The sequence below is a fragment of the Lactobacillus sp. HBUAS51381 genome, assembly GCF_012641095.1.
Classification (GTDB): domain Bacteria; phylum Bacillota; class Bacilli; order Lactobacillales; family Lactobacillaceae; genus Levilactobacillus.
In genome coordinates, this window is sequence record NZ_JAAVSC010000037.1 from 1 (window position 1) to 21,869 (window position 21,869).

The 21,869-nt window shown below is 52.3% G+C and carries 21 protein-coding genes and 1 riboswitch; of the genes, 14 read left to right on the plus strand and 7 right to left on the minus strand.

Features of this window, described 5'->3' with window-relative positions:
• Positions 1-198 precede the first annotated feature (198 nt).
• From HEQ50_RS10810 to HEQ50_RS10820, 3 genes are all read right to left on the minus strand, one after another.
• Positions 199-2,010: a DUF5776 domain-containing protein gene (locus HEQ50_RS10810; RefSeq protein WP_168900527.1), complete on the minus strand. Its 1,812-nt coding sequence runs from the start codon at positions 2,008-2,010 to the stop codon at positions 199-201.
• A gap of 397 nt (positions 2,011-2,407) precedes the next feature.
• A complete protein-coding gene (locus HEQ50_RS10815) occupies positions 2,408-3,064 on the minus strand; it encodes a YitT family protein (RefSeq protein WP_168900528.1) in 657 nt (218 codons plus the stop codon).
• A 69-nt stretch (positions 3,065-3,133) separates the two neighbouring features.
• Positions 3,134-3,868: a gamma-glutamyl-gamma-aminobutyrate hydrolase family protein gene (locus HEQ50_RS10820; RefSeq protein ID WP_168900529.1), complete on the minus strand. Its 735-nt coding sequence runs from the start codon at positions 3,866-3,868 to the stop codon at positions 3,134-3,136.
• Positions 3,869-4,127: 259 nt separating this feature from the next.
• On the opposite strand from HEQ50_RS10820, the gene HEQ50_RS10825 reads away from it, so the two are divergent.
• From HEQ50_RS10825 to glpK, 3 genes are all read left to right on the plus strand, one after another.
• Entirely contained in the window at positions 4,128-4,373 is a 246-nt protein-coding gene (locus tag HEQ50_RS10825) for a hypothetical protein (RefSeq protein ID WP_168900530.1), read from the plus strand.
• A gap of 632 nt (positions 4,374-5,005) precedes the next feature.
• Positions 5,006-5,653, plus strand: a complete 648-nt coding sequence (locus tag HEQ50_RS10830; protein ID WP_334427456.1) for an endonuclease III — start codon at positions 5,006-5,008, stop codon at positions 5,651-5,653.
• A 146-nt stretch (positions 5,654-5,799) separates the two neighbouring features.
• The gene (gene glpK / locus HEQ50_RS10835; RefSeq protein WP_168900531.1) at positions 5,800-7,317 is read left to right on the plus strand and encodes a glycerol kinase GlpK; all 1,518 of its coding nucleotides are present in this window, start codon (positions 5,800-5,802) and stop codon (positions 7,315-7,317) included.
• 155 nt (positions 7,318-7,472) lie between these two features.
• On the opposite strand, the gene HEQ50_RS10840 is transcribed toward glpK, so the two are convergent.
• Together HEQ50_RS10840 and HEQ50_RS10845 are read right to left on the minus strand one after the other, a co-directional pair.
• On the minus strand, positions 7,473-7,769 hold the full coding sequence (locus HEQ50_RS10840) for a helix-turn-helix domain-containing protein (RefSeq protein WP_168900532.1): 297 nt from the start codon (positions 7,767-7,769) through the stop codon (positions 7,473-7,475).
• A gap of 143 nt (positions 7,770-7,912) precedes the next feature.
• Positions 7,913-8,770, minus strand: coding sequence for a DUF368 domain-containing protein (locus HEQ50_RS10845; RefSeq protein ID WP_168900533.1), 858 nt, complete (start codon positions 8,768-8,770; stop codon positions 7,913-7,915).
• A 546-nt stretch (positions 8,771-9,316) separates the two neighbouring features.
• Between HEQ50_RS10845 and HEQ50_RS10850 the strand changes: the two genes are divergently transcribed.
• Entirely contained in the window at positions 9,317-10,666 is a 1,350-nt protein-coding gene (locus HEQ50_RS10850; RefSeq protein WP_168900534.1) for an Ig-like domain-containing protein, read from the plus strand.
• A gap of 287 nt (positions 10,667-10,953) precedes the next feature.
• Here the strand turns inward: HEQ50_RS10850 and HEQ50_RS10855 are convergent, their stop codons facing one another.
• Positions 10,954-11,409 (minus strand): hypothetical protein, encoded by a 456-nt coding sequence (locus HEQ50_RS10855; protein WP_168900535.1) that lies wholly within the window; start codon positions 11,407-11,409, stop codon positions 10,954-10,956.
• A gap of 114 nt (positions 11,410-11,523) precedes the next feature.
• Positions 11,524-13,023 carry a 23S rRNA (uracil(1939)-C(5))-methyltransferase RlmD gene (rlmD, locus tag HEQ50_RS10860; RefSeq protein WP_168900536.1) on the minus strand — a complete coding sequence of 500 codons (1,500 nt, stop codon included), beginning with the start codon at positions 13,021-13,023 and terminating at the stop codon, positions 11,524-11,526.
• 235 nt (positions 13,024-13,258) lie between these two features.
• On the opposite strand from rlmD, the gene HEQ50_RS10865 reads away from it, so the two are divergent.
• The 10 genes from HEQ50_RS10865 to HEQ50_RS10910 all read left to right on the plus strand — a co-directional run bounded on the left by HEQ50_RS10865 (position 13,259) and on the right by HEQ50_RS10910 (position 21,683).
• Entirely contained in the window at positions 13,259-13,912 is a 654-nt protein-coding gene (locus HEQ50_RS10865; protein WP_334427459.1) for an ATP-binding cassette domain-containing protein, read from the plus strand.
• Positions 13,909-14,676, plus strand: a complete 768-nt coding sequence (gene fetB, locus HEQ50_RS10870) for an iron export ABC transporter permease subunit FetB (protein WP_168900538.1) — start codon at positions 13,909-13,911, stop codon at positions 14,674-14,676. The genes HEQ50_RS10865 and fetB overlap by 4 nt, the downstream gene beginning before the upstream one ends.
• 12 nt (positions 14,677-14,688) lie before the next feature.
• Positions 14,689-15,540 carry an oxidoreductase gene (locus HEQ50_RS10875; protein WP_168900539.1) on the plus strand — a complete coding sequence of 284 codons (852 nt, stop codon included), beginning with the start codon at positions 14,689-14,691 and terminating at the stop codon, positions 15,538-15,540.
• A gap of 32 nt (positions 15,541-15,572) precedes the next feature.
• Positions 15,573-15,678: riboswitch (TPP riboswitch) on the plus strand.
• Positions 15,679-16,153: 475 nt separating this feature from the next.
• Positions 16,154-16,942 (plus strand): hydroxyethylthiazole kinase, encoded by a 789-nt coding sequence (thiM, locus tag HEQ50_RS10880; protein ID WP_168900540.1) that lies wholly within the window; start codon positions 16,154-16,156, stop codon positions 16,940-16,942.
• A gap of 16 nt (positions 16,943-16,958) precedes the next feature.
• On the plus strand, positions 16,959-17,774 hold the full coding sequence (thiD, locus tag HEQ50_RS10885) for a bifunctional hydroxymethylpyrimidine kinase/phosphomethylpyrimidine kinase (RefSeq protein ID WP_168900541.1): 816 nt from the start codon (positions 16,959-16,961) through the stop codon (positions 17,772-17,774).
• Complete coding sequence (thiE, locus tag HEQ50_RS10890; protein WP_168900542.1) at positions 17,774-18,427, plus strand: thiamine phosphate synthase; 654 nt, start codon at positions 17,774-17,776, stop codon at positions 18,425-18,427. Before thiD ends, thiE begins: the two co-directional genes overlap by 1 nt.
• A 618-nt stretch (positions 18,428-19,045) precedes the next feature.
• Entirely contained in the window at positions 19,046-20,344 is a 1,299-nt protein-coding gene (locus HEQ50_RS10895) for a Y-family DNA polymerase (protein ID WP_168900543.1), read from the plus strand.
• Positions 20,337-20,645, plus strand: coding sequence for a hypothetical protein (locus tag HEQ50_RS10900; RefSeq protein ID WP_168900544.1), 309 nt, complete (start codon positions 20,337-20,339; stop codon positions 20,643-20,645). Before HEQ50_RS10895 ends, HEQ50_RS10900 begins: the two co-directional genes overlap by 8 nt.
• Positions 20,646-20,659: 14 nt before the next feature.
• Positions 20,660-21,055 carry a hypothetical protein gene (locus tag HEQ50_RS10905; RefSeq protein ID WP_168900545.1) on the plus strand — a complete coding sequence of 132 codons (396 nt, stop codon included), beginning with the start codon at positions 20,660-20,662 and terminating at the stop codon, positions 21,053-21,055.
• 244 nt (positions 21,056-21,299) lie between these two features.
• Entirely contained in the window at positions 21,300-21,683 is a 384-nt protein-coding gene (locus tag HEQ50_RS10910; RefSeq protein WP_168900546.1) for a hypothetical protein, read from the plus strand.
• The last annotated feature ends 186 nt before the right edge of the window (positions 21,684-21,869 follow it).

Here is a 21,869-nt window from a genome sequence, read left to right on the forward strand (position 1 = left end):
CAAAAGGAGCACGGCCTGTCTTCACTACCACTATAAAGTAATAGAGGCATAAGAGCATCCCGTCGGATAACTCTTATGCCTCTAAGCTTAGTATTTTTTGCTGTCATCAAAAAAGGAGATTGGACAAAACGCCCAATCTCCTTGGTATTATTGAATTTGACATTGCCTTTTGTCGTGCTTGCGACTTAGCATGAAACCTTATTTAAAAGTCGTTACGAATCGTTGATTACCAGAGATATAACCCCCAGCAACCTGGTAGCGTAAGGTATCGCCCTTACTAAAGTCATTGGCATTGGAATAATCCCAGCCTTTAACCTTAAAGGTGGCGTGAGATTTCTTGGTGTAGTGCTGATTACGCTTGGTCAAATTGACGTTGTCGTAGCGATTCAGCGCAGTCTTAGCCTGAACGCGCTTAGGCATCGTCTGCTTGCCGGCTTGAACGAGCAACTTGTTAGCGGTGACGTAGCGGCCATTGCTGAGGACGAAGCGGGTTGTCAGGTTCTGGTTCACAATCTTCTTGACCTTCAAGACTTGTCCCTGTCGGTAGTGAGCCTTTTTATGGGTCAAATTCTTCTTGCTATAGGCGTTGACGCCCTTAGGATTAATCACCGTAATGGTCTTCTGCTTAGTCGCGTAGTAAACCCGGCTGGTGTATTTGGCGTTGGCCGTGACGTAGCCGGTCTTGCCAGCGGTCTTACTGTGGTGGTTGACATCCTTGACGTGGTAACGCGCAGCGCCATTCTTAGATTTGGCGTAACCCGTCACGACAAACATCGGCCGGTTAATCCGAGACTTCTTGGCGTACCACTGTTTACGGGCTTTATTGGTAAAGGTGGCGTTCTTGTAGAGGCCAATCTTTTTGGTGGCGTAGATGACGGTGCCTTCAGGCGCAATCGTATCCGCGGCACCACCACTAGTCAGGACGGCGGAATAAGTGTAGGTCACGGACTTAGCCGTACTTCCGAAAGTCCCGCTCTCTTCACCGGCCGTCTGGGTGAGCGCGTAACCGTCGATATCGAGTGGCGTGGTCTTGTAGCTTTCCCCCAGCTTACCCGTGAGCGTCTTGTCTGGTTTTAGGGTCTGCCCCTGGTCATCGACGTAGTGGACGGTGACGGGCTGACTCGTCTGCGGTGTAGGCAAGGGATCGGGGATGGTAGGCTTATCTTCGTACCAGAAACTGTATGCCAAAAGGTTATTCAAAAGCAGGCCGTCGATTTGGTAAGTGCCGTCAGCTTGTTTTTTGAAGAAATCGGACATCGGCTTGTTGATGAGAGCAATCATTTGTCGGTAGGAAGCATCGGGATCTAAGGTACTGAGTTCTTGTTTGGAATAACCCGTGAAGAAGCTTGAATTTACTAAAGTATCGTAGACATACTTCCAATGGCTATTGTAGTTTTCCTCATTTTCAAATAACTTATCATACTGCTGAATTCTAGAAGCCATGATTGGATATTTGGCAAATTTTGGATGCACGTCATTTTGGTATTCAGTTTGTGCCTGCTCGAAGGTCATTCGGTGGAGATCGATCTTTGCCAGTCGGCTGATTAACCAAGCAATCAAATATGGGCTAATGGCGGTTGATTCCTCGAGTTGTTTCTTGGAGTATTCATCAGCATAAATCGGATAGATCATGTCGAGATAGCTCTGCTTTAAATCATAGTTGGCCCCATTCGCAACCATAGCTTGGAACGTGTTTTGCAAGTTTGCGAGGGCCGGCGTTTTCTCACTCAGCTTAGCCATGTAAGCGTCGTCATTAATTTGATCGGCGGTCAAAACGGCTGGTGCCTTAGGATACATATAGACCTTGTTAATCCCATTCTTATTGCTAAACAAGGTGTATGGCAGTTCGACCGAGCTAATCTTAAGGGTCGTTGTCTCACTGTCACTGGCCTTAGTCGTGGTCGTGTGGGTGCTGGAACTGTCGGCGTAAACCGCGCTGGGACTGGCGATGCCACCGAAGAGAATCAGGGCGAGACAGGCAGTTATTAGTGTTCGTGTGGATTTAAGCATTTCGATTACCCCCTATACTTTTTCCTTACTCATTAGAGAGCAGTATAACATAATCGTAGTGATATTAATATACCGAAATGCCTTTATAGCAGTTATGTAAGCGAATAAGCACGAATTGAATAAATGTATAATTATTGGAAATACTAGTTACTCAATTTAATTGACTTGGTGTAATCCAGCGATAAGTAGATTGGCATAATGTTTGAGGGGTGATCGAATGCTGGTAAAAGTGGATAGAAAAGTCCGCCGACATTGGCTTTAGTGGAATCGGTCGTGATGGTGAGACATGGTTAAAGGGAGTCGCGAAAAAAGTTAATGTTCCCTAAATTGGCGCATGAAAAAAACACGACCGATTTAAAAAATCAGTCGTGTTTCATGATCAAGTTTTTTTTGAATTTTAAACATCCACATGATGCTTCAACTGTGGGAAGACGTGCGTATCCGACCAGCCCATCACGGCACCCTGAGCGACTAGTGCCAGCACCGTCCCAAACCCAATGGCGTGCAACTGACCGGTGAAGATGTAGGACAGTACGATGATGGTGACGGGTGGAATGTAGCTGGTCCACTGGGCAACCACGGCGGACCCCTTCAAAAAGCGGAAACGCAGGATATAAGCCAAGTCATCGTTGGGATGCATGATGATATTGCATCGCTGGTAGATTGAGACGGCCGCGGCCACCCCAAACAGGCCGATGATATCGACGATCACCCGACCCGTTAGACTGAGTGAATTCACGCCAATCCAGTTCCAGAAATAGCCGATCCACTCGACCAGGTAACTGAAGGGGATGATATAAAGAATATTGGAGACAAAGCGTTTGCGGTCGAAGTGACCCAAAAATAATTGGTTCATAATCGTGACCACAATCCCGTAGCCAAACAAGGTCGTCCCTAAAGGCACGTGAATCCAGTTGGCCAGATTGACGGACGACCCCGTCCAGACGGCACTCCCGAGATTAGTCGAGATGGTGAGGGCGTTGGCGGCAGAGTTGAGAAAAATAGAGAACCCCAAAAAACGCATCCGTTGTCCAAAATCTTTCATCTTTGCCACGACGACTCACCTACTTTCTCCCATATAATCTCTAGTTTAGTTTAATTTGAGCCCAATGGAAAGCTATTTTCACAAAGTTTTGGTCCGTTTAGCCGCCCGTTGCACAAAATTCTCGAAGATCCGCCGCGATTCAACGTGGTGTTTGTACATGTTCTCGGGATGCCACTGCACGGCGACAATCTGGTCGCTATCCGGGGATTCGAGGGCCTCAATTACGTGGTCATCGGCCGTGGCCGTCACCCGCAGACTCGGGGCCACATCTTTGACGGCTTGATGATGACGCGAATTGACGTAGGGCCGTTCCCCAACCAGTGGACTGAGCATACTACCGGGCAGCACGGTCACGTGGTGGCTGGGTTGATTGCCCATGGCGGCCTGACTGTGTTTGAGCTTGGCCTCGGGGTCTTCACTGAGATCCTGGTAGAGCGTGCCACCCAGTCCGACATTAATCAGTTGTAAGCCGCGGCAGATGCCGAGAATGGCCTTGCCACTGGCAACCGACTGCTTTAAGAGCTCAACTTCAAAGAGATCGCGCTTGCGGTAGGTCTTACCCAAGCGCAGGTGGGGTTCCTCATTGAAGAAGGTGGGGTCAACGTCGGCGCCACCGAGAAAGAGTACGCCATCAAATAATGGCAGGTAGTCGGCCACATCGGTGGGGTCGACGCTGGGTAAAATGATTGGCAGGCCGCCGGCTTTAATAATGGCTTCGACTGCGGGGCGTGGGGCAAAGGCCGCGTTTCGTTCGTTAATAATATTTGTGGCTTCATCGAGTGTATCGGCCGGTAAAGCAATTCGTGGGCGCATAAGCGTTACTTCCTTTCAATGGGGCGAAAAGAAACTCGCCCACAACTAGAATGACGATGGATACTGCTTAGTATACCCATCTTGCGCGCGGATTGTCACGTTGATTTGTCAGCTCACCGATGACAGGGAAATCCCAATGGGACGCGTGCGCGGCGGGACAGCAGTCTGTAAGCAATATATTTTGACAAAATAGTTCACAATTTTTTTGAATAAACCTACAATAGAATAGTAGACATAAAAATAAAGTGAGGTAAACGTGATGACAGAACGGCAAGTGATTCAAGAAATTTTGAATTCCGAAGCGATCCTTTACAAGTTTGAAAACGTCGATGAGGATTCAAAGGAATACACACTTTTACTGCAACGACAAGACAAAGATGTTCGGCCAGTTGAGGAGTTAAACGACGAGATCAAGAAGTACTTCAAGAGCGCTAACTTCGATTACAAGGAAGAATTGAATCCCGAGGGCGATGCCGACATTCGATTGGTGATCAAGCGGGTCTAGGTCTTACGGGTTATAGCAGTAATGAAACCGCTTCAAAATTTAGAATTATGGGGAGCTTGGGTGGTCTACCCAAGCTCTTTTTAGGTGCCATTCAAAGATTGAAAATTCATGAACACGATTTATTTCTCGACCGGCAAGCATTAGCACTGTTAAATTAGACATCACCTGTGACAGTCAGAGATTCTCGGACTGCAGGCTATTGCGGCTGTGACCATTGATTCCAGTCGATTCCGGTTACGATGGTTGAAAACCACTAAATGCGTGGGAGGTGTGCTGGAATGACTTTCACCTGCATTAATTGGTGCCATCTCTCGTAGCCGTGAGTGAGCTAAATTTGGTCTCAGCCGTGGGATTTTTCAAATGGTTCTTTTGAAAAATGGCGACTTTGAGACGTGGTCTTACGGCTCAAAGCGAGGGAAAAGACAGGGCTTTGGCTTTTCCCGTCCTCCCCACAGCGTTCCAGACCAAATTTGGCGAACGGCAAGGCGGGTAGTACGTGATTATTGTATGAGAATAGTCGTTAGCCTTGCCACAATAGGGGGAACTTTCTCAAACCTTAAGTGCCATCGCTGGCATCGGATGGGCCGGATCGTTAGAATAGAAGATATTGCATTTTGGAGGAGGACGCTAACGTGACCTTAGAAGAACTATATCGAACGATGGCCCGGGAGATGGGGCCCCAACCGTGGTTAAAGCCGGGAACGCCATGGGCGGAGACACCAGTGGAAATCATGCTGGGCGCCATTTTGGTCCAAAATACCAATTGGCGTAACGTCGAACCATCGCTCATCAAGCTCAAGGCGCAGACGGGCTTTGAGCCGGCCAAGTTGCGGGCCTACACGCCGGAGACGTTGATGCCGGTGATTCGTAGTAGTGGTTTCTACCGGCGTAAGAGTACAGCGATTCTGGACTTGGCCGACTGGCTGGGTCAGGCGAACGATGATTTGGCGGTCTTGAAGCGGCGTGATGGTGCCAGTCTGCGGGCCGACCTGTTGGGGATTACCGGCATTGGCAACGAAACGGCCGATTATATTTTGATGTACACGCTGGATCACGGCACCTTTATGGTCGATACGTATGCGCGCCGATTGTTTACGTGGTTGGGCGCCACGATGCCCAAGACTTATCCGGCGTTTCAGAAGAAAGTAATGGGCCAACTGAATTTCGGCTTGGTGGATTACCAAGAATTTCACGCCTTGATTGATGAATTTGGTAAACGGGTGAAGGGTGATGCCGACTTTGCCCAATCCTTTTTGGCCGGGCAACACTTGCGGATTTAGTGCCGCAGTAAACCTTAAGGAATGGTCAAACTCCGGTAGCGCCGATACAAAATCTGGTGTTTTCAGTTGCGGTCGTGCTATGATAAGTGAAGTTAAAATTGGAACCGCTTCCGATTTAAAAGCAGGTATGGAGGGAGTCAATACATATGGCACTTAAACAACCAGAAGATTATATTTTAGCGATTGACCAAGGGACGAGTAGCACCCGTGCGTTAATCTTTGACCGGACGGGACGTAAAGTCATCGAGGGTTACAAGGAAGTTCCCCAGTATTATCCCCATGCTGGGTGGGTGGAATCCGACGCCAACGAGATTTGGAACAGCGTCTTGTCGGTGATTGCCAGCGCGTTAATCGACGCGTCGATTCACCCGGAGAACATTCAGGCTATCGGGATTAGTAGCCAACGGGAAACCACGATCGTGTGGGATAAAATCACCGGTGAGCCCATTTACCACGCGATTGGGTGGCAAAGTCAACAGACGGCCAGCTTAGCGAAAAAATTGGCCGCGGATGGTCGAACTAAAGCCATTAAGGACAAGACCGGCCTGGTTCTGGATGCTTACTTCAGTGCCACGAAGATTCGCTGGATTCTCGATCACGTTCCCGGTGCACAGGAACGTGCAGAAGCGGGGGACCTCTTATTTGGAACGGTTGATAGCTGGCTAGCCTGGAAGCTTTCGGGGGGGAAGATTCACGTCACCGACTACAGTAACGCTAGTCGAACCATGTTATTTAACATTCATGACCTGCAGTGGGATCAGGATATTTTGAATTGGCTGAATATTCCGGCGGCCATGCTTCCCGAGGTTAAGTCCAGCTCTGAAGTCTACGGCGTGACGCAGAATTTCCAATTCTACGGCGTCGAGGTCCCAATTGCCGGTATCATTGGTGACCAATCGGCCGCGCTCCTGGGTCAGTTAGCCTTAGAACCGGGAACGGTGAAGAATACGTATGGCGACGGGGCCTTCGTCATGATGAATACCGGGGATGAGCCCCGGACGTCCGAACACAATCTGTTGACCACGATCGCTTACAAAATGGATGGTCAGGTGACCTACGCACTGGAAGGGTCCATTTTAGTGGCCGGGACGGCGTTAGCTTGGCTTCACGAAAGCATGAAGATTATCAATAACGTGCCCGAGTCTCGGCAAGCGGCCATGGCCTCGACTGACGATGACGAGGTGTACGTGGTACCGGCCTTTAACGGCTTAGGCGCACCGTATTGGGATCCCGATGCAAAGGGGGCCGTCTTCGGTTTATCGCGGGGGACGAATCGCAATGACTTTGTGAAGGCGACTCTGCAGTCGATTGCTTATCAGACCCGGGATGTCTTGCACACCATGAAGCAGGATACCGGAATTGAAATCTCCGAGTTGATGGCCGATGGTGGGGCTTCGCGTAACCGGTATCTGATGCAGTTTCAAGCTGATATTATTGCCACGCCCGTGAAACGTGCCGCCGACGAGGAGACCACGGCGATGGGTGCCGCGATTACGGCGGGACTGGCCGTCGGGTATTGGAAGAACTTGGATGAAGTCAAACAGATCAGGAGTTCTGGTCGATTATTCACGCCCAATATGTTACCGGATCGGCGAGCACGGCTATATGCCGGTTGGCAACAGGCGGTGAAAGCCACCCGAGCCTTTAAACCAGATAATGACTAGACAAAACACGAAACAAGGGATTGCGACCACGGCCGCAATCCCTTGTTTTGTTCGGAGATGAAGGTTGAAAATTTCTGAATACAATCCCGTCCTATCCATCGCGTTCCAGACCAAATTTGGCGAACGGTAAGGCGGCCAGTATGTGCCTATTTTATTTATTGAAGCCGCTTGTCCGGGTTGTCAGTCTCTGATGCGGGCGTGACAAACCGAATTGACAGTTCCTTTCCCGCTGCTGTGGCGATATCCCGGAGCACCCTGACGGAAGCGTTCATTGAGCCGGCTTCAATTCGAATAATCGTTGATTGTGGTTTGCCGACTAATTTGGCAAAGCGATGCTGTGAAAGCCCAGTACTTTGTCGAAGTTCCCGAACGGCAAGGGCAACTTCTGGATTGGCCACGGACTGTGGTGTTGGCGCGGGAGCCGGAGCCGATGGTTTATTTTGACGTGTCATGGTAGCAGATCCTTCCCAAGTAAAATAGCGAACGCGGTCTTCTCGGCGCCGTGATTTTTTGGGGGCTGAAAAGTGCGGGTATCGGTATTAGTTTAGTGAATTGACGAGAAGGACGCAAGGGGGCGAGACAAAACAACCTTGCGCTACTTGTATTTGACCTCTAAGCGACTCATCCAGTAGCCCAGTGCCACGCCGACAATCGCGGCCAAGCCACTAAATAGGACCGTGGACCAAGTTGTTCCAACGTACGAAATACTCTCGGCGGCGTGCGGATTGGGAATCAGGATCAGGAGCGTACTGGCCACGACAATCCCTAAGATGAAGTGGTAAACGCGGGAGTGGAATCGCTGAATCAGATAGTCCATGGCTTTGGAGAACAGGATCATGGCCAGTCCACCCCCCAGTGCGATCGGTAGGTAGACCCCTAGCAAGTCGAGGTTCTTGAAGCCGGTGAGCATGGGCGTAAAGAGGCCTAAAATGAGCAACAGGTTTGAGGGGCTCAGGCCGGGCACGAGTACGCCTAAAGCGATCAGGCCCCCAGCGACCATGAAGCCTCCAAAATTAGCTGGGAGCGTGCCGAACAGGTCACTCATGAAGTAGAGGAGGCCACTACTGATTAGTAGCGTACCCGTGAACCAGAGGTAATCGACAGCGTCTCGCGGTCCTTGCGAACTGGCGGTGTGCATGAGCGCGGGAAGGGTCCCAATGATTGCGCCGGCAAATCCCCACAAGACGATGACCTGCCAGCGAACCAGGAGGTATTCAAGTGGTGCCGATAAGAGGGCAATGCCGACAATGCCACCGAGGCCCACGGGGACAAAATACCAGAAATCACGTTTGAAATTCTGCCGAAAATGCGCCATAAAACCTAACAAACGTTCATAGAGACCGAGAATGGCAGCGAGGACGCCGCCGGAAACACCGGGAAGAATGAACCCTAAGGCAATAATGACGCCCTTGAAGAAGCGGTTCAATGGACTATCGGATCGCGTCTTTTTCATGATGAACTCCTTATCAGTTAGTTAACAGTGAGATTAGTAGCCTTAATGTACCAAATCACGGCGAGCACCGCAACTAAAAACCAAGGTGACGAGAAGAGTTTAAGGCTTAGTTTAAAAAGTGGCAAGTATCGGGTCAGGGGCAACCCATTTTGCCGTCTTAGATGTGGTGAACCGTCACGATGGTTTACCTTAAAGACTCTGACTAATTGTGCACAATGAATGAATAGGTGCCAGTGTGTTGCGCCAGTATGATTCATGGGGGAAAAGAATGGTTTGTATTGGCGGTGTGACCGCTTATCCGATTATTGAAAAAATTAATTGTCGAAAGTTAGTGGCCCCCCAACAAGGTTTATGGATTAAGCAACCACGACTTTGTGAAAATGGACGGTTGATGACGTTACTGATTAACCGCTGATTGTTGATGTTAAAGGAATCGTGCCCGTTTCTAAACTTAACGAACGAATAGACTTTGTGAACAATGGATGGCCAGACGTGTTAGGGTTTAGGTGCATTAGGGAGGACCTAATGGATACGGGAGGAATAAGTATGAAAAAGATTTGGAAAATTAGTCTATTAGCGGCTTCAAGTTTGAGTGGACTCTTCCTGTTAGAGAATCCCGTAACCGGTGAAGCTAAGGTTATTCAAACGAGTGGTCTGAAAGCTTCTGATGCCACGATTGTGGATACCAGAGGTAAAGTTCACTCACATTCAGAAGTTTTACCACAAAACGTTGAATACAGAGTCAAGTACAAGTGGAGCGTTGCGCGTGGCATTAAGATTGATAAAGGGGATACCACGAACTTCTATATTCCACTAAACGTACGGATTCCAGAAGACGAGGAATTTCCAATCACGGGTGTGACGTCCACTGTTGGGACGGCGAACGTGACGAAGGATGATTCCGTTGGGAAGATTACCTTTATCAAGTCTTACGTTGCCGGAGTTGGATATATCAACTTAGGTGTCGAAGGCGCGGGTGAACCCGATGTGCCTGAGGAACCAGGTGTTACGGAGCCTGAGAACCCAGAAGATCCAGAATATCCAGATGATCCTGAGTATCCAGAGGAACCTGAGAACCCAGAAGAGCCTGGCGAACCTGAAAATCCAGAGGAGCCCGGTGAATCTGAGAACCCAGAAGAACCTGGTGAACCTGAAAATCCAGAAGAGCCTGGCGAACCTGAGAACCCAGAGGAACCTGGTGAACCTGAGAATCCAGAGGAACCTGGTGAACCTGAAAATCCAGAGGAGCCTGGCGAACCTGAGAATCCAGAAGAGCCTGGTGAACCTGAGAATCCAGAAGAGCCTGGTGTAACCAACCCAGAAGAACCCGGAACAACTGAGCCAGAAGAACCAGATAGTGGTGATCTTGAACCAGATGAGGATGAACCTGTAACCACGCCTGAACCGGAGCATCCAACGACCGAACCTGAACATCCAGTTGTTGAACCAGAGAATCCAGCAACTGAACCCGAACATCCAGCAACTGAACCAGAAAATCCAACGACTGAGCCCGAATCGCCAGCGACAACTCAACCTGCTAACGAAAATGACGAGAGCAGCGAGAGTAGTCAAACGATGAGTCCAGAAGCTGGCGGTCAAGCGGCAACTGGGACGCAGCAAGGCATGACGAATGGTCAAAGTCAAACTGCAACCAGTGGACAAGCGCAAGCCATGGCAACGCGTTCGGCACGATTGGCACAGGCGGCACAGTCACAAGCCAGTGTTGCGAATAACGCCTCCCACCGTCAAGTAATGGCGGATAATCAAAAGAAGACATTACCACAGACCGGTGAAAAGACCGCGCACCGTGCAATTGCCTTAGGTGTGGGCTTGTTACTCTTTGGCTTAGGCATTATCTTAGGTTACTTCGTTTTACCACAACGTAAGCAACATTAATCGAATAAAAGGATCGCGATAAAGCAACGACCCTTTTTGTGGCAGCGATACTTACCCCGAGTTACTATCTGATGGATTAGTGACTTAATGACATACATATTGAGAGGATCAACCCGTGATTTGGCGAGATAGGCTACTAGCCATTCTTGAATTGAGAATCCCGGTGGCTTGGCGTTTAAAAAAGAGTCTAGGCAAATGCCCAGGCTCTTTAGTGTTTCTAGGATTAAATTGCTGAAACTTCGAAAATAATGATAGGTTCCCAGCTGGCAAGGTTTATCGCCATTGGATTAGTCATTATCTTTGGGTTGGGACCAGTAGCGTGCGCGCGTCAATAGTGCCTTGGATCGGTCATCCGCTGGGACGAAGCCGCGCGTGAACAGATGCTTAAAGTACATCATGTTGTAGAGTGCCCCCCAGAGGAAGCCCCGAAGCATTTCCCAACCGCCAACGGCGAAGAACTGGGCGAGCTGATTGACGGGGACCATCATGGACAGCACCATCATGATGCTGAGCTCGACACCCAAAATACAGAATAGATTGTACCAGTCTGCGCGAAACATTGCGGGAAACGGGGGGAAGATAAACATGGTCCAAGAAAAGCCGACCTTGGCGATACGCATATTCCCCGTTTCGGGATTAACAACGGTTGCGTAGTTTGGCGGTAACGGCAGACCTTGAGGGCCGTCACCATTTTGGTTATCTGGATCATCATCGTTGTTAAAGCCCCTGAAAGGATCTTGCATGTCATTTGCCAACTTTCTACAGAATTCTGTGTGATTACGTTAAGTAAAAGTCTAACACGAAAAAGCGGGACTGCCTATTAATCTATTGATAGTCCCGACGTGCGAGCGCGCTTACTACCGCCGACTGAGCTTAACGACGGCTTCACATCGGGCCGTTTGGGGCATCATGTCCACGGATTGAATGTAGTCCACGCGATAATCGTGGGTCAGTTCAACCAGATCCTTGGCCAGTGTCGACGGGTTGCAGGAGATGTAGACTAATTTCGGCGGACGAACCGCTAAAATGGTTTCAATCAACGTGCCGTCCAGACCGGTACGGGGCGGATCAACCACGATAGCGTCCGGATGGAAACCGGCCATGATCCATTTAGGCAACAGGTCCTCGGCGGTTCCCAATTCGTAATGGGCGTTGGTGATGCCGTTAGCGGCGGCGTTCTCGTTGGAATCGGCCACGGCTTCGGGGATGACGTCCATCCCCCGAACCTCTTCGGCCACACTAGCCAGCGACAGGCCAATCGTCCCGATACCGGAGTAGGCATCGACCACGGTTTCGCCGGGCTGAAGGTCTAGGGCCTTCTTGGCTTCGGCGTAGAGCACTTCCATTTGGTAGGGATTCAGTTGCAGAAAGGCCCGTGCCGACAGCTTGAAGGCTAGACCGTCAAGCTTTTCGGTAATGGTCTCGGCACCAGCAAGATGCTGCGTCTCATCGCCCCAAACCAGCGACGTCTTCCCGGGATTGATGTTTTGCATCACGGAGGTGACTTCCGGCAGTTCGGTGGCGATGCGGGTCAATAGCTCATGCTTGTGGGGGAGCTTCGGTGAATTGGTAATGAAGACCAGTTGGACGTCGTCGGTATGTGCGGCGGCACGGACGACCAAGGTCTTGACGATACCGGAGCCCTGTTCCTCGTCGTAGATCGGTAGGTCGAGGTCCTGAAGCATGGCGACCACGGCACGCATGACGTGCATGGTCACGGGCATCTGAACCGAACAGGTCGGCAAGTCAACGAGGTCATGGCTACGTTCGGCGTAAAGCCCGGCCTCAACCTGTCCTTCGGCGTTACGACGAACTTGGAATTGGGCCTTGTTGCGGTAGCCGTAAGGGTCGTCCATCCCCAGTGTTGGCCGTAAGTCGTAGTGCTTGTAGCCCTCGGGTTGGTAGCGTTCCAGCGATTGGGCCACCACGTCGCGTTTGAAGGTCAATTGTTGCGGGTAAGCGAGGTGTTCCAACTCGAAACCGCCGACTTGATCGGCGTAAGCGTCGCGAGGTTCCACGCGATGCGGGCTGGTCTGACGGATGCGGTGAACTTTGGCCCGCAGATAGCGCGTGGCCACGCTGGTGACTTCGGCGACGACCTCTTCGCCGGTTAATGCTCCCGGAATGAAGACGGCCATGCGCTTGTAATAGCCGATGCCTTCACCGTTAATGCCCATCCGCTTAATGGTGAGTGGGAAACGTTGCCCAACTTCGACTTGAACCTGTGGCGTTTCGCGACGGCGATTCGTCGATCGGTAGTTGTGGGTAGTGTGGTTGTGATTGCCAGCGCTGTGTTGACGCCGGTCGTTGCGGTCATTGTGAAAGCCGCGGTGATTCTTTGACTCATAATTTGGCATAATTTCTCCTACTTAAAATTGACATGAGGGTCCTGATGATTTTTTCCGAACAGTTACGGTCCTGAACATTATACCAAACTTTAGTGGTTGCCGGGGTTTTACGGTTTTTTCGGTAAAATGAAGCCGTTTCCATAGGCAAGCGAATGGGGGTTGGGTATAATCAATTTATATGCACAGTGGGCCCGTCCGCACACTCCCCGCTGTGTTAAATCTAACCGAGAAGGAGACTGGATTCGTGAGTTTGTTGGAATTGAAACAAGTTGGCTATCAGGTTGGCGAAACGCCGATCTTACAGGGAATTGATCTAACGATTGACGCTGGCGAATGGGTCACGCTCTCCGGGCCATCCGGGGGTGGCAAGTCCACGCTGGTCCGAATTATCGCTTCACTCCTCACCCGAACCAGTGGGGACCTGCGATTTGCGGGCCAATCCATCGATGACTACGATCCGATTGCCTACCGGCGGCGCGTGTCCTACAGTTTCCAGCAGCCAACGCTCTTTGGCGAAACGGTCCGGGATAATCTCCAGTTCCCCTACCAGATTCGGCAATTCCCCTTTGACCAACAACGGGCGGTGGCCGCGCTGGAATACGTGGGATTGACGGCTAGCGACTTGGATAAGGCCGTGGTCGATCTGTCGGGTGGTCAGCGCCAGCGAGTGGCGTTGTTACGCAACGTCATGATTTACCCGGAGGTGCTGATCTTAGACGAGGTGACGGCCGGGCTGGACGCCGAGAACAAGGCGTTTGTCTGGTCAATGATTCGGCATTTTAACGGCGACGACGGGATTACCGTGATTGCCATCACCCATGATCAAACGGAAATTGCGGCCGCTCAGCGATTGGTCACACTAGTTAATGGCAGAATCGTTGCAGGAGGTGCACAATGAATTTAACCGTCAATAATCAGTCGTTGTTGCTGGCGTTGGGGCTGGTGATGATTGCCCTAGCGATTGGCTGGCACGAGAAGCTCGGAATCGACCGGGACATGATTGTCGGGGTGGTTCGGGCGGTGATCCAACTCTTCGTGGTGGGGTACCTGTTAAAATACATCTTCCGCGTCAACAATGTTTGGCTAACGGCAACGTTGATTCTCATCATTATTTTCAATGCCGGGTACAATGCCAAACAGCGCAGTAACGGGATTCCCCACGCCCTGCCGATTTCCGTCGGGGCAATCCTGATCAGTACGGCCGTGACGCTGGGCGTGTTGATGGCCGCCGGCGCCATCGCCTTTATTCCGTCGCAGATGATTCCCATCGCGGGGATGATCGCGTCCAACTCGATGGTCGCCATTGGGCTGTGTTACCGCAATCTCAACACCCAATTCAAGCAGGAACGGCAGGCCGTCTTGGAAAAGCTGGCGTTGGGTGCGGACCTGAAGGATGCGTCGCGTGAGATCGTGCGCGCCAGCATTAAGACGGGGATGCAACCGACGATCGACTCGGCCAAGACGATGGGCATCGTGAGTCTGCCGGGGATGATGTCCGGGTTGATCTTTGCCGGCGTCGATCCGGTGCGGGCGATTAAGTATCAGATTATGGTGATCTTTATGTTGACGTCGGCGACGAGTATCGGTTCGGTCTTGGCCTGTTACTGGGCCTACCGGGAATTTTACAATGAGCGTAAGCAGTTAGTTGGTCCGTTAAATTAGGAGGTCAGGTTTATGGTACAGCGAAAAGTAGCGTTGGTTACGGGCGCGTCATCAGGAATTGGCAATGCGATTGCGCGGAGTCTCCAGCGAAATGGCGTCACGGTCTATGCCGGGGCACGGCGCGTGAGTCGGATGAATGACTTGGATGATTTGGGCATTACGACGGTGGCGTTGGACGTCACGGACCCCGACAGCGTGGAGCACGTGGTCGATCGCATCGTCAGCGAAACGGGCCGGATCGACATTCTGGTGAACAACGCCGGTTATGGTTTGATGGGTGCGGTGGAAGAGGTGCCGCTAGAACAGGCGCAGAATCAATTTGACGTGAACCTGTTCGGGGTCGCGCGGTTGATTCAATCCGTCTTGCCAATGATGCGCCAACAGCATGCTGGTCGAATCATCAACATCACGTCCGTTGACGGTAAGGTGGCCCAACCCTTTGGCGGCTGGTACGTGGCGTCAAAATTTGCCCTGGAGGGATTGTCGGATGCGTTGCGGCTAGAGCTAGATGCACAGGGCGTTCAGGTCGCGGTGATTGAGCCGGGCTCGATTCAATCGGAATGGGCGGACATTGCGGCCGACCACTTGCAGGCAACCTCTGCTAATGGGCCGTACGAGCAGGGCGCTGGCCGAGCTGCGGCAATTCTAAAGGCGGCCAAGAAGTTCGCCAGCAAGCCGCAAGTCATTGCGCGACTGGTTGACAGAGCGGCCCTGTCCCGTCGACCGAAGACCCGCTATACGGCCGGCGCGGGCAATGAAATTCTGATTGCGCGACGGCTGCTCTCGGACAAGATGCTCGATCATTTATGGCAATTGGTCGGTAAAGCGGCTGAACAGATTACCCGCCAACACGAGAATCGTTGACGTTACGGGAAAACCTGTTATGCTGGAAATAACCAGAACACTAGGGGTGTCCACGATGGACTGAGATGCGGGTGTGCCCGTGATCCCTTGGAACCTGTCAAGTTGGAACTTGCGAAGGGAATGTGTCGTGGCACGTAACGGGCTGCCGGTTCACAAACCTTGTGAGCTGACGGCCCGTTTTTTGTGGTCGCTAGAATCGGTTGAACGGGGCACGTCTAGTGGGTTGAAATTGGGAAAAGCGTGAGGGCGTCGGCTTACCGCGGTGCGAAGCGGTGTTGGAATGCGGAGATTGCCGGATTCTGAATAGAATATTGGGGAATGTCGGGAATTTGATGGCTGGTCGGTCGGAAACCGCTGCGGTAGCCGTGAGTGAGCGAAATCTGGGCTCAGCCGGGGCATTTTCGACTGGTGATTTACCAGTCGGAAATGGGCGACTTGGAAACGCTGGTTCTTGGCGGTTCCAAGCGAGGGCCAAGACCGCTCTTTGGCTTGGCCCGTCCTTCCCCAGCGTTCCAGCCCAGATTTCGCGAACGGTAAGGCGGCCAGTCCAAACGGTTTCCCAACCGCATCAGTCGTCGAATAGTTGTCAGCAGATTCCTAAGGGGGAAGAAATATGAAATTAGACTTGTTAACGACCTTACGCCAACAGAATCCGATTGTGTTCAACATCTCCAACTTCGTGACGGTCCAAGACGTGGCCAATGGTCTGAATGCATTGGGGGCCTCACCGATTATGTCCGAAGAAGTCGCCGAAGCCGGTGAAATGGTGGGGCTGTCCAGCGCCGTTTGCCTGAATCTGGGGGCCTTTACCCAGACGCAGGTTGAACAGATCCGCAAGGTTGGCGAACTGGCGAACCAGCACTATAAGCCACTGGTGGTTGATCCCGTGGCGGTGGGCGCGGTGACGTACCGGAAGCACGTGGCGGTGAACCTGCTGAGTCATTTCCAACCGGACGTGATTCGGGGCAATGCCGGCGAGATTGCGGCGTTGGCCGATGTGGATTGGCAAGCCAAGGGAATCGATGCTGGTGAGGGGACCGGGGATCTCGTGGCGATTGCCCAAGCCTGTGCGCAAAAATTAAACTGCGTGGTGATTTTATCCGGGCCCACCGACATCATTACGGATGGCGAACGGGTGGTTAAAGTGATGAATGGCACGCCGCTCTTTCAGATTCACGTGGGCTCCGGCGACATGTTGTCCAGTATCGTGGCGGCCTTTTGTGCCGTAGATGACGACTATTTCGAGGCGGCACAGACGGCCTGCCTGGTCTTTGCGGTGATTGGTCAACGCGTCGTCCAGGCCACACCAAACCTGGGGGCCGGGAGCTTCATCGTCCAGTTATTGGACGGGTTACAAATGACCACGACTGCCCAGATTGCGGCAATCGCGGCTTATCAGTAGAAGGGATGAATGTAGGATGGCAAATGAATTTCCACAGACGTTAACGATTGCGGGAACCGATAGTGGGGGTGGCGCTGGCGTCATGGCCGACTTGAAGACGATGCAGGAACGAAACGTCTTTGGCACGGCCGTGGTGGTCGCGGTGACGGCCCAGAATACGCTGGGTGTTCAGGACTTCATGGCCCTACCTCAAAAGTTGGTCGATGAACAGTTTGCCTCACTGGCGGCCGATCTAAAGATTCGGGCCTGCAAGACGGGGATGTTAGCGGATGCCGAGCACGTTCACGGGGTCGTTGAGAATTTAAAGCGCTACGATTTTGGCCCCGTAACGGTCGATCCCGTCATGATTGCCAAGGGCGGGGCGGCCTTGTTGGCCGACGATGCCGTGGCCACGGTACGTGACGAGCTGGTGCCACTGGCGAACGTGTTGACGCCGAATTTACCGGAAGCGGAACGCCTGACCGGGACAAAAATCGCGGATGAATCCGCAATGGAAGCGGCCGCGGTGGCGTTACAGGATTTAGGCGCCAGAAATGTCATGATAAAGGGGGGCCACGAGATCGCGTCGCAGGAAGCCCGTGATTTCGTGTTGCTCGCCGATGGCCGGTCCTTCTGGTTAACGGCCCCGCGCGCCGACACCGTGCGGACACACGGAACCGGCGATACGTTGTCGTCGTGTATCACGGCGGAGTTGGCGAAGGGCCAGGATGTTGAGACGGCCATTCGCATTGGCAAACGCTACGTCACGGCAGCGATTGTCAATCCCATTGCAGTTGGAAATGGCCATGGACCCTTGAATCATTGGGCATTTGGCCAAGGAGGTGCTGAATAATGTCAGTAACTTTTGAGCCCGGTCTTTTACGGGCCTACTTTGTGGCGGGGAGCCAGGACGTTCCCGGTCAAGATTTACGAGAGGTGTTGGCGACCATGTTACGGGCCGGCATCACCGCGTTTCAGTTCAGAGATAAGGGCGCCAGTACTTTGACGCCCGAACAGCGGGTTGCGTTGGGCAGTGATCTGCGAGAACAATGCCACGAGGCCAGCGTGCCCTTTATCGTGGATGATGACGTTGAACTCGCGCTGTTGCTTCACGCGGATGGCATTCACGTGGGCCAAAGCGACGAACAGATTACGAAGGTTTTGAGCACGGTGAACGGTCGCGATATGTTCGTGGGCCTGTCGTGTAATACGGCTGAACAGGTCGCACGAGCCAATCAGATCAAGGGAATCTCATACATCGGGAGTGGGCCCATCTACCCGACCACGTCCAAGGCCGATGCTGATCCCGTGATGGGTGTGGCCGGCTTGCAGGCGTTGGTTGAGCAAGCCACGGTCCCGATCGTCGCGATTGGGGGCGTCACGGTGGATTCACTGCCCGCCATTGCGGCGACGGGGGCGGCCGGAGTGGCTGTAATTACCCTGTTGACGCAGAGCCAAAATCCACAGGCGGATACGTTAGCCATGCGGACGGCCTTTGCTAAATAGACCAATAAAAGCTGATGATTGTGACGGTAAGCCGTCGTCAATCATCAGCTTTTTTGAATAATCGGTTGATAAATAAACTTGTAACTGGTTTGTAACAATTGATTAACACTGTAACATGGATGAAACGATGCCAAAATAAAAAACAGAACCAACTTTACCGCGTTTAAGTGACGGTAAACCTGATCCTGCATTTAAAGTTGAGGAAGCTAGTTGACTAGGGCTAACTTCACAAGTTCATAGTACCACGGATGGGTTGTAAAAGCTACCCAAATGCAAAAATTTAGGTTTTCCATTTAGGGCGTGCTGCGGAAGCCTCGCCTAGTGGAAGCGGCCCCTTGTTCGGTGAACTGGTTTACTGAATGATTTAATTTTATAGTGAAATGGTCTAGTCGATACACCGGCAAAAGGCTAGATTAAATGAAAATAGTCAGTCCGCGGTTAATCCGGCGGCTCATCTGCTTCGAAAACTGGAAGATAGCGTGCCGTTCTCCCCTCAACCGCAATGCTTTTAGCCGGGACAAGCGCGTCCCACAGTGTCGGGAAGAGAATTTAGAAAATCAGCTTGCATTTCCGAACAAGTGTTCGTATAATGGAAACAACAAGTGAGGGGGAACGGACATGGATTATCAAAATGAACCGCACGGCTTGTTCTTTATGATCGACAATAAGTCCTTTTATGCCAGCGTGGAAAGCGCGGCTAGGGGGCTCAATCCGTTGCGGTCGGTGATCGTGGTGATGTCGGAGGCGGATAACACCGGGAGTGGTCTGGTGTTGGCCGCGTCACCCATGGCTAAGAAGCTCTTCGGCATTAGCAACGTGTCGCGCCAATATGAAGTGCCCGATGACCCCCGCATCTTGGTCGTCCCGCCCCGCATGAACTTGTATATTCAGGAGAATTTGAAGATCAATAAAATTTTCCGGGAGTACGTGGCCGATAGCGACCTGTTTCCGTACTCGATCGATGAATCCATCCTGGATATGACCAAGTCTTGGCGGCTATTTGGCTCGACGCCCGAGCAGGTGGCCCGCCGCATTCAGTTGCGGATTCGCCGCGAGATGGGGTTGTACACGACCGTGGGAATTGGAGAGAATCCCGTGCAGGCGAAGCTCGCGTTAGACTTGCAGGCCAAGCACGACCACGAGCTGATCGGACGGCTAACCTACGAGAGCTTTCCACGCGCCATCTGGCCCATCACCAATCTGGAAAGTGTCTGGAGTATCGGCCATCGAACGGCGGCTCACTTACAACGGCTGGGGATTCACAGCATGCGGGATCTGGCCATGGTCAATCCCTATGAGTTGCGGGCGGAGATGGGATTGATTGGCGCCCAACTCTTTGCGCTGGCTTGGGGCATCGACCGGAGTCAGCTCCATCAGTTGCGACTGGCCAAGGAGAAGAGCTGGAGTAATTCGCAGGTATTACCGCGAGACTACCAGATTCAACAGGAGATTGAGTTGGTCATTCGTGAGATTGGCCAGCAGACGACCTCGCGAATGCGCCATCATCACCAGCAGGCCGGTTGCGTCAGTCTGGGGATTGGTCTTGCCCGGACAGGAGAGGCCGATGACGGCCGGAGCGGCTTTCACCATAGCTGTCGGATCGAACCGACCGATAATGTACAGGCGATTGCGGCCGCACTCTTACGGCTGTTTCGCCAGCACTGGGAGGGGCAAGCGATCCGCAACATCAGTGTGGGTCTGTCGCGCCTAAATACCAGTCGGGGCCTGCAACTCGACATCTTTCAGGAGCCCCATCGCCAGATTAAGAATGAACGTTTCGACCGGGTGATTGACGAACTTCGGGATAAGTTCGGCAAGACCGCGGTCATTCCGGCCAGCAGTCTCATGCCTGGGGGGACCATGCTCCGGCGGGCGGCACTGGTCGGCGGTCACAATGGGGGGAATAGTTTTGATTGAACCCAAACAAGAAGCCGATTTAATTTACGCGCGGCTAGCCGAGTGGTTTACGGCGCAGTGGCATTGCCAGTACCGAATTGATGTCGTGAACGATCAGTACGGCCAAACGTTTAATTTTTTCATGAACATTCAACGTCAGCATCATCGGGCACGCTCGATTCCCCTGCACACGTTGCGGACGACCGATTTGGCCGTCTTGGAACAGGTCATCCGGGCGCTCCAACAACAGACCCAGTTGTCTCTAAACTTCGTGAACTTTGGGCGAGTTCGGTGGCCAGTGAGCCAGCGGTGGATTCATTAAGGAAGTGGTGTGTCATGGTTCTCCATCAGACAACGGATGATCGGTTAGCCGCCGAGTTCTTTCGGCGTGATTATCGGGATCGCGGCATGTTGAAGTGGGGCGGCTTTTACTTGTCCGATCACACCAGTGCCTTGGCTAAAATGCACGCCGCGGAACGGGTCGAATCCGCCCGTCCCCAGGAAGCCTGGCCGGTATTGAGCCGGCGGTTGGCGGCGGCCTGGCGGGCGGGAAAGCCCGTGCATTTGCAGCTGAACAGCGTGGATGATAACGGGGTGTTGGCGACCGTAGACGGCGTGATTGCCGGTGTCGATGGGGACCAGATCGTGGTGCGGTTGGTGACGGGGCAGTACCGTCAGTTCCAACTCACGGAGATTCGGTGCCTGACAGGGGACCATCTTGACCAAACTTAACGGCGGGGACAGTGAGACCCGGCGCTTTTTGCTAATGGTCAGGATAGGCTGGTGGTTAACCAGCTTAATGGATTGCGGGTGTAAGAGTCGCAATTTTAAGCGCTTTCAGGTATGATAGGCAGTGAGAAATGGCCCCCAGACTAACGGTTAATCTGAGGACCATTTGTAGCCAAATAGATGAGTCGTCTAGTGAGCGAAAGCTGCGGTATGATTGACCTAGAAGCTAATGAGGAGGTCAACGACCATGGATTTTATTGACTTTGACCCGATTGCCCTGCGGCATACGCCATTGGGCACGCGCAATCAATTGCCCAAGCAACACGATTGGCAGTTGGACTGGGACAAATTGGCGGCCCTGATTCGGGACAACCACGATGTCATGGCGGTGGTGCAGGCGGGGCTGGCCGAGGACTGGTTGAATACGCAGGGGACCATTTGGGATGAAGACCGCGGTTATTACCGGTATCCCAATGATCCCCGTGAGCCGGACGATACCGTCTTCTGGGCGGCCTCAACCTGGGCCACGCCGGCCATCTTGGTGACGTTTCACAATGAATTAACGCGGGCCTTCGCCTGTTATCGTGTCGGACGCGATCCGGACTTTCACTATTTGGGCAGAACGCAGTAAGTGTAAGTGACGTGAAAGGAGGAACTAACCATTGGCAAAAAAGTAGAATAGCGTAGAAATGCGTAGATGAATATGGAAAATGATGATGTGCTATCCATAGAAAGATAATATGGAGGTGGATAGCGTGGCAATGATTAAACCAAATGAAATGGCAAAGCGTCTGGGCGTTACCGTTCGAACCTTGCA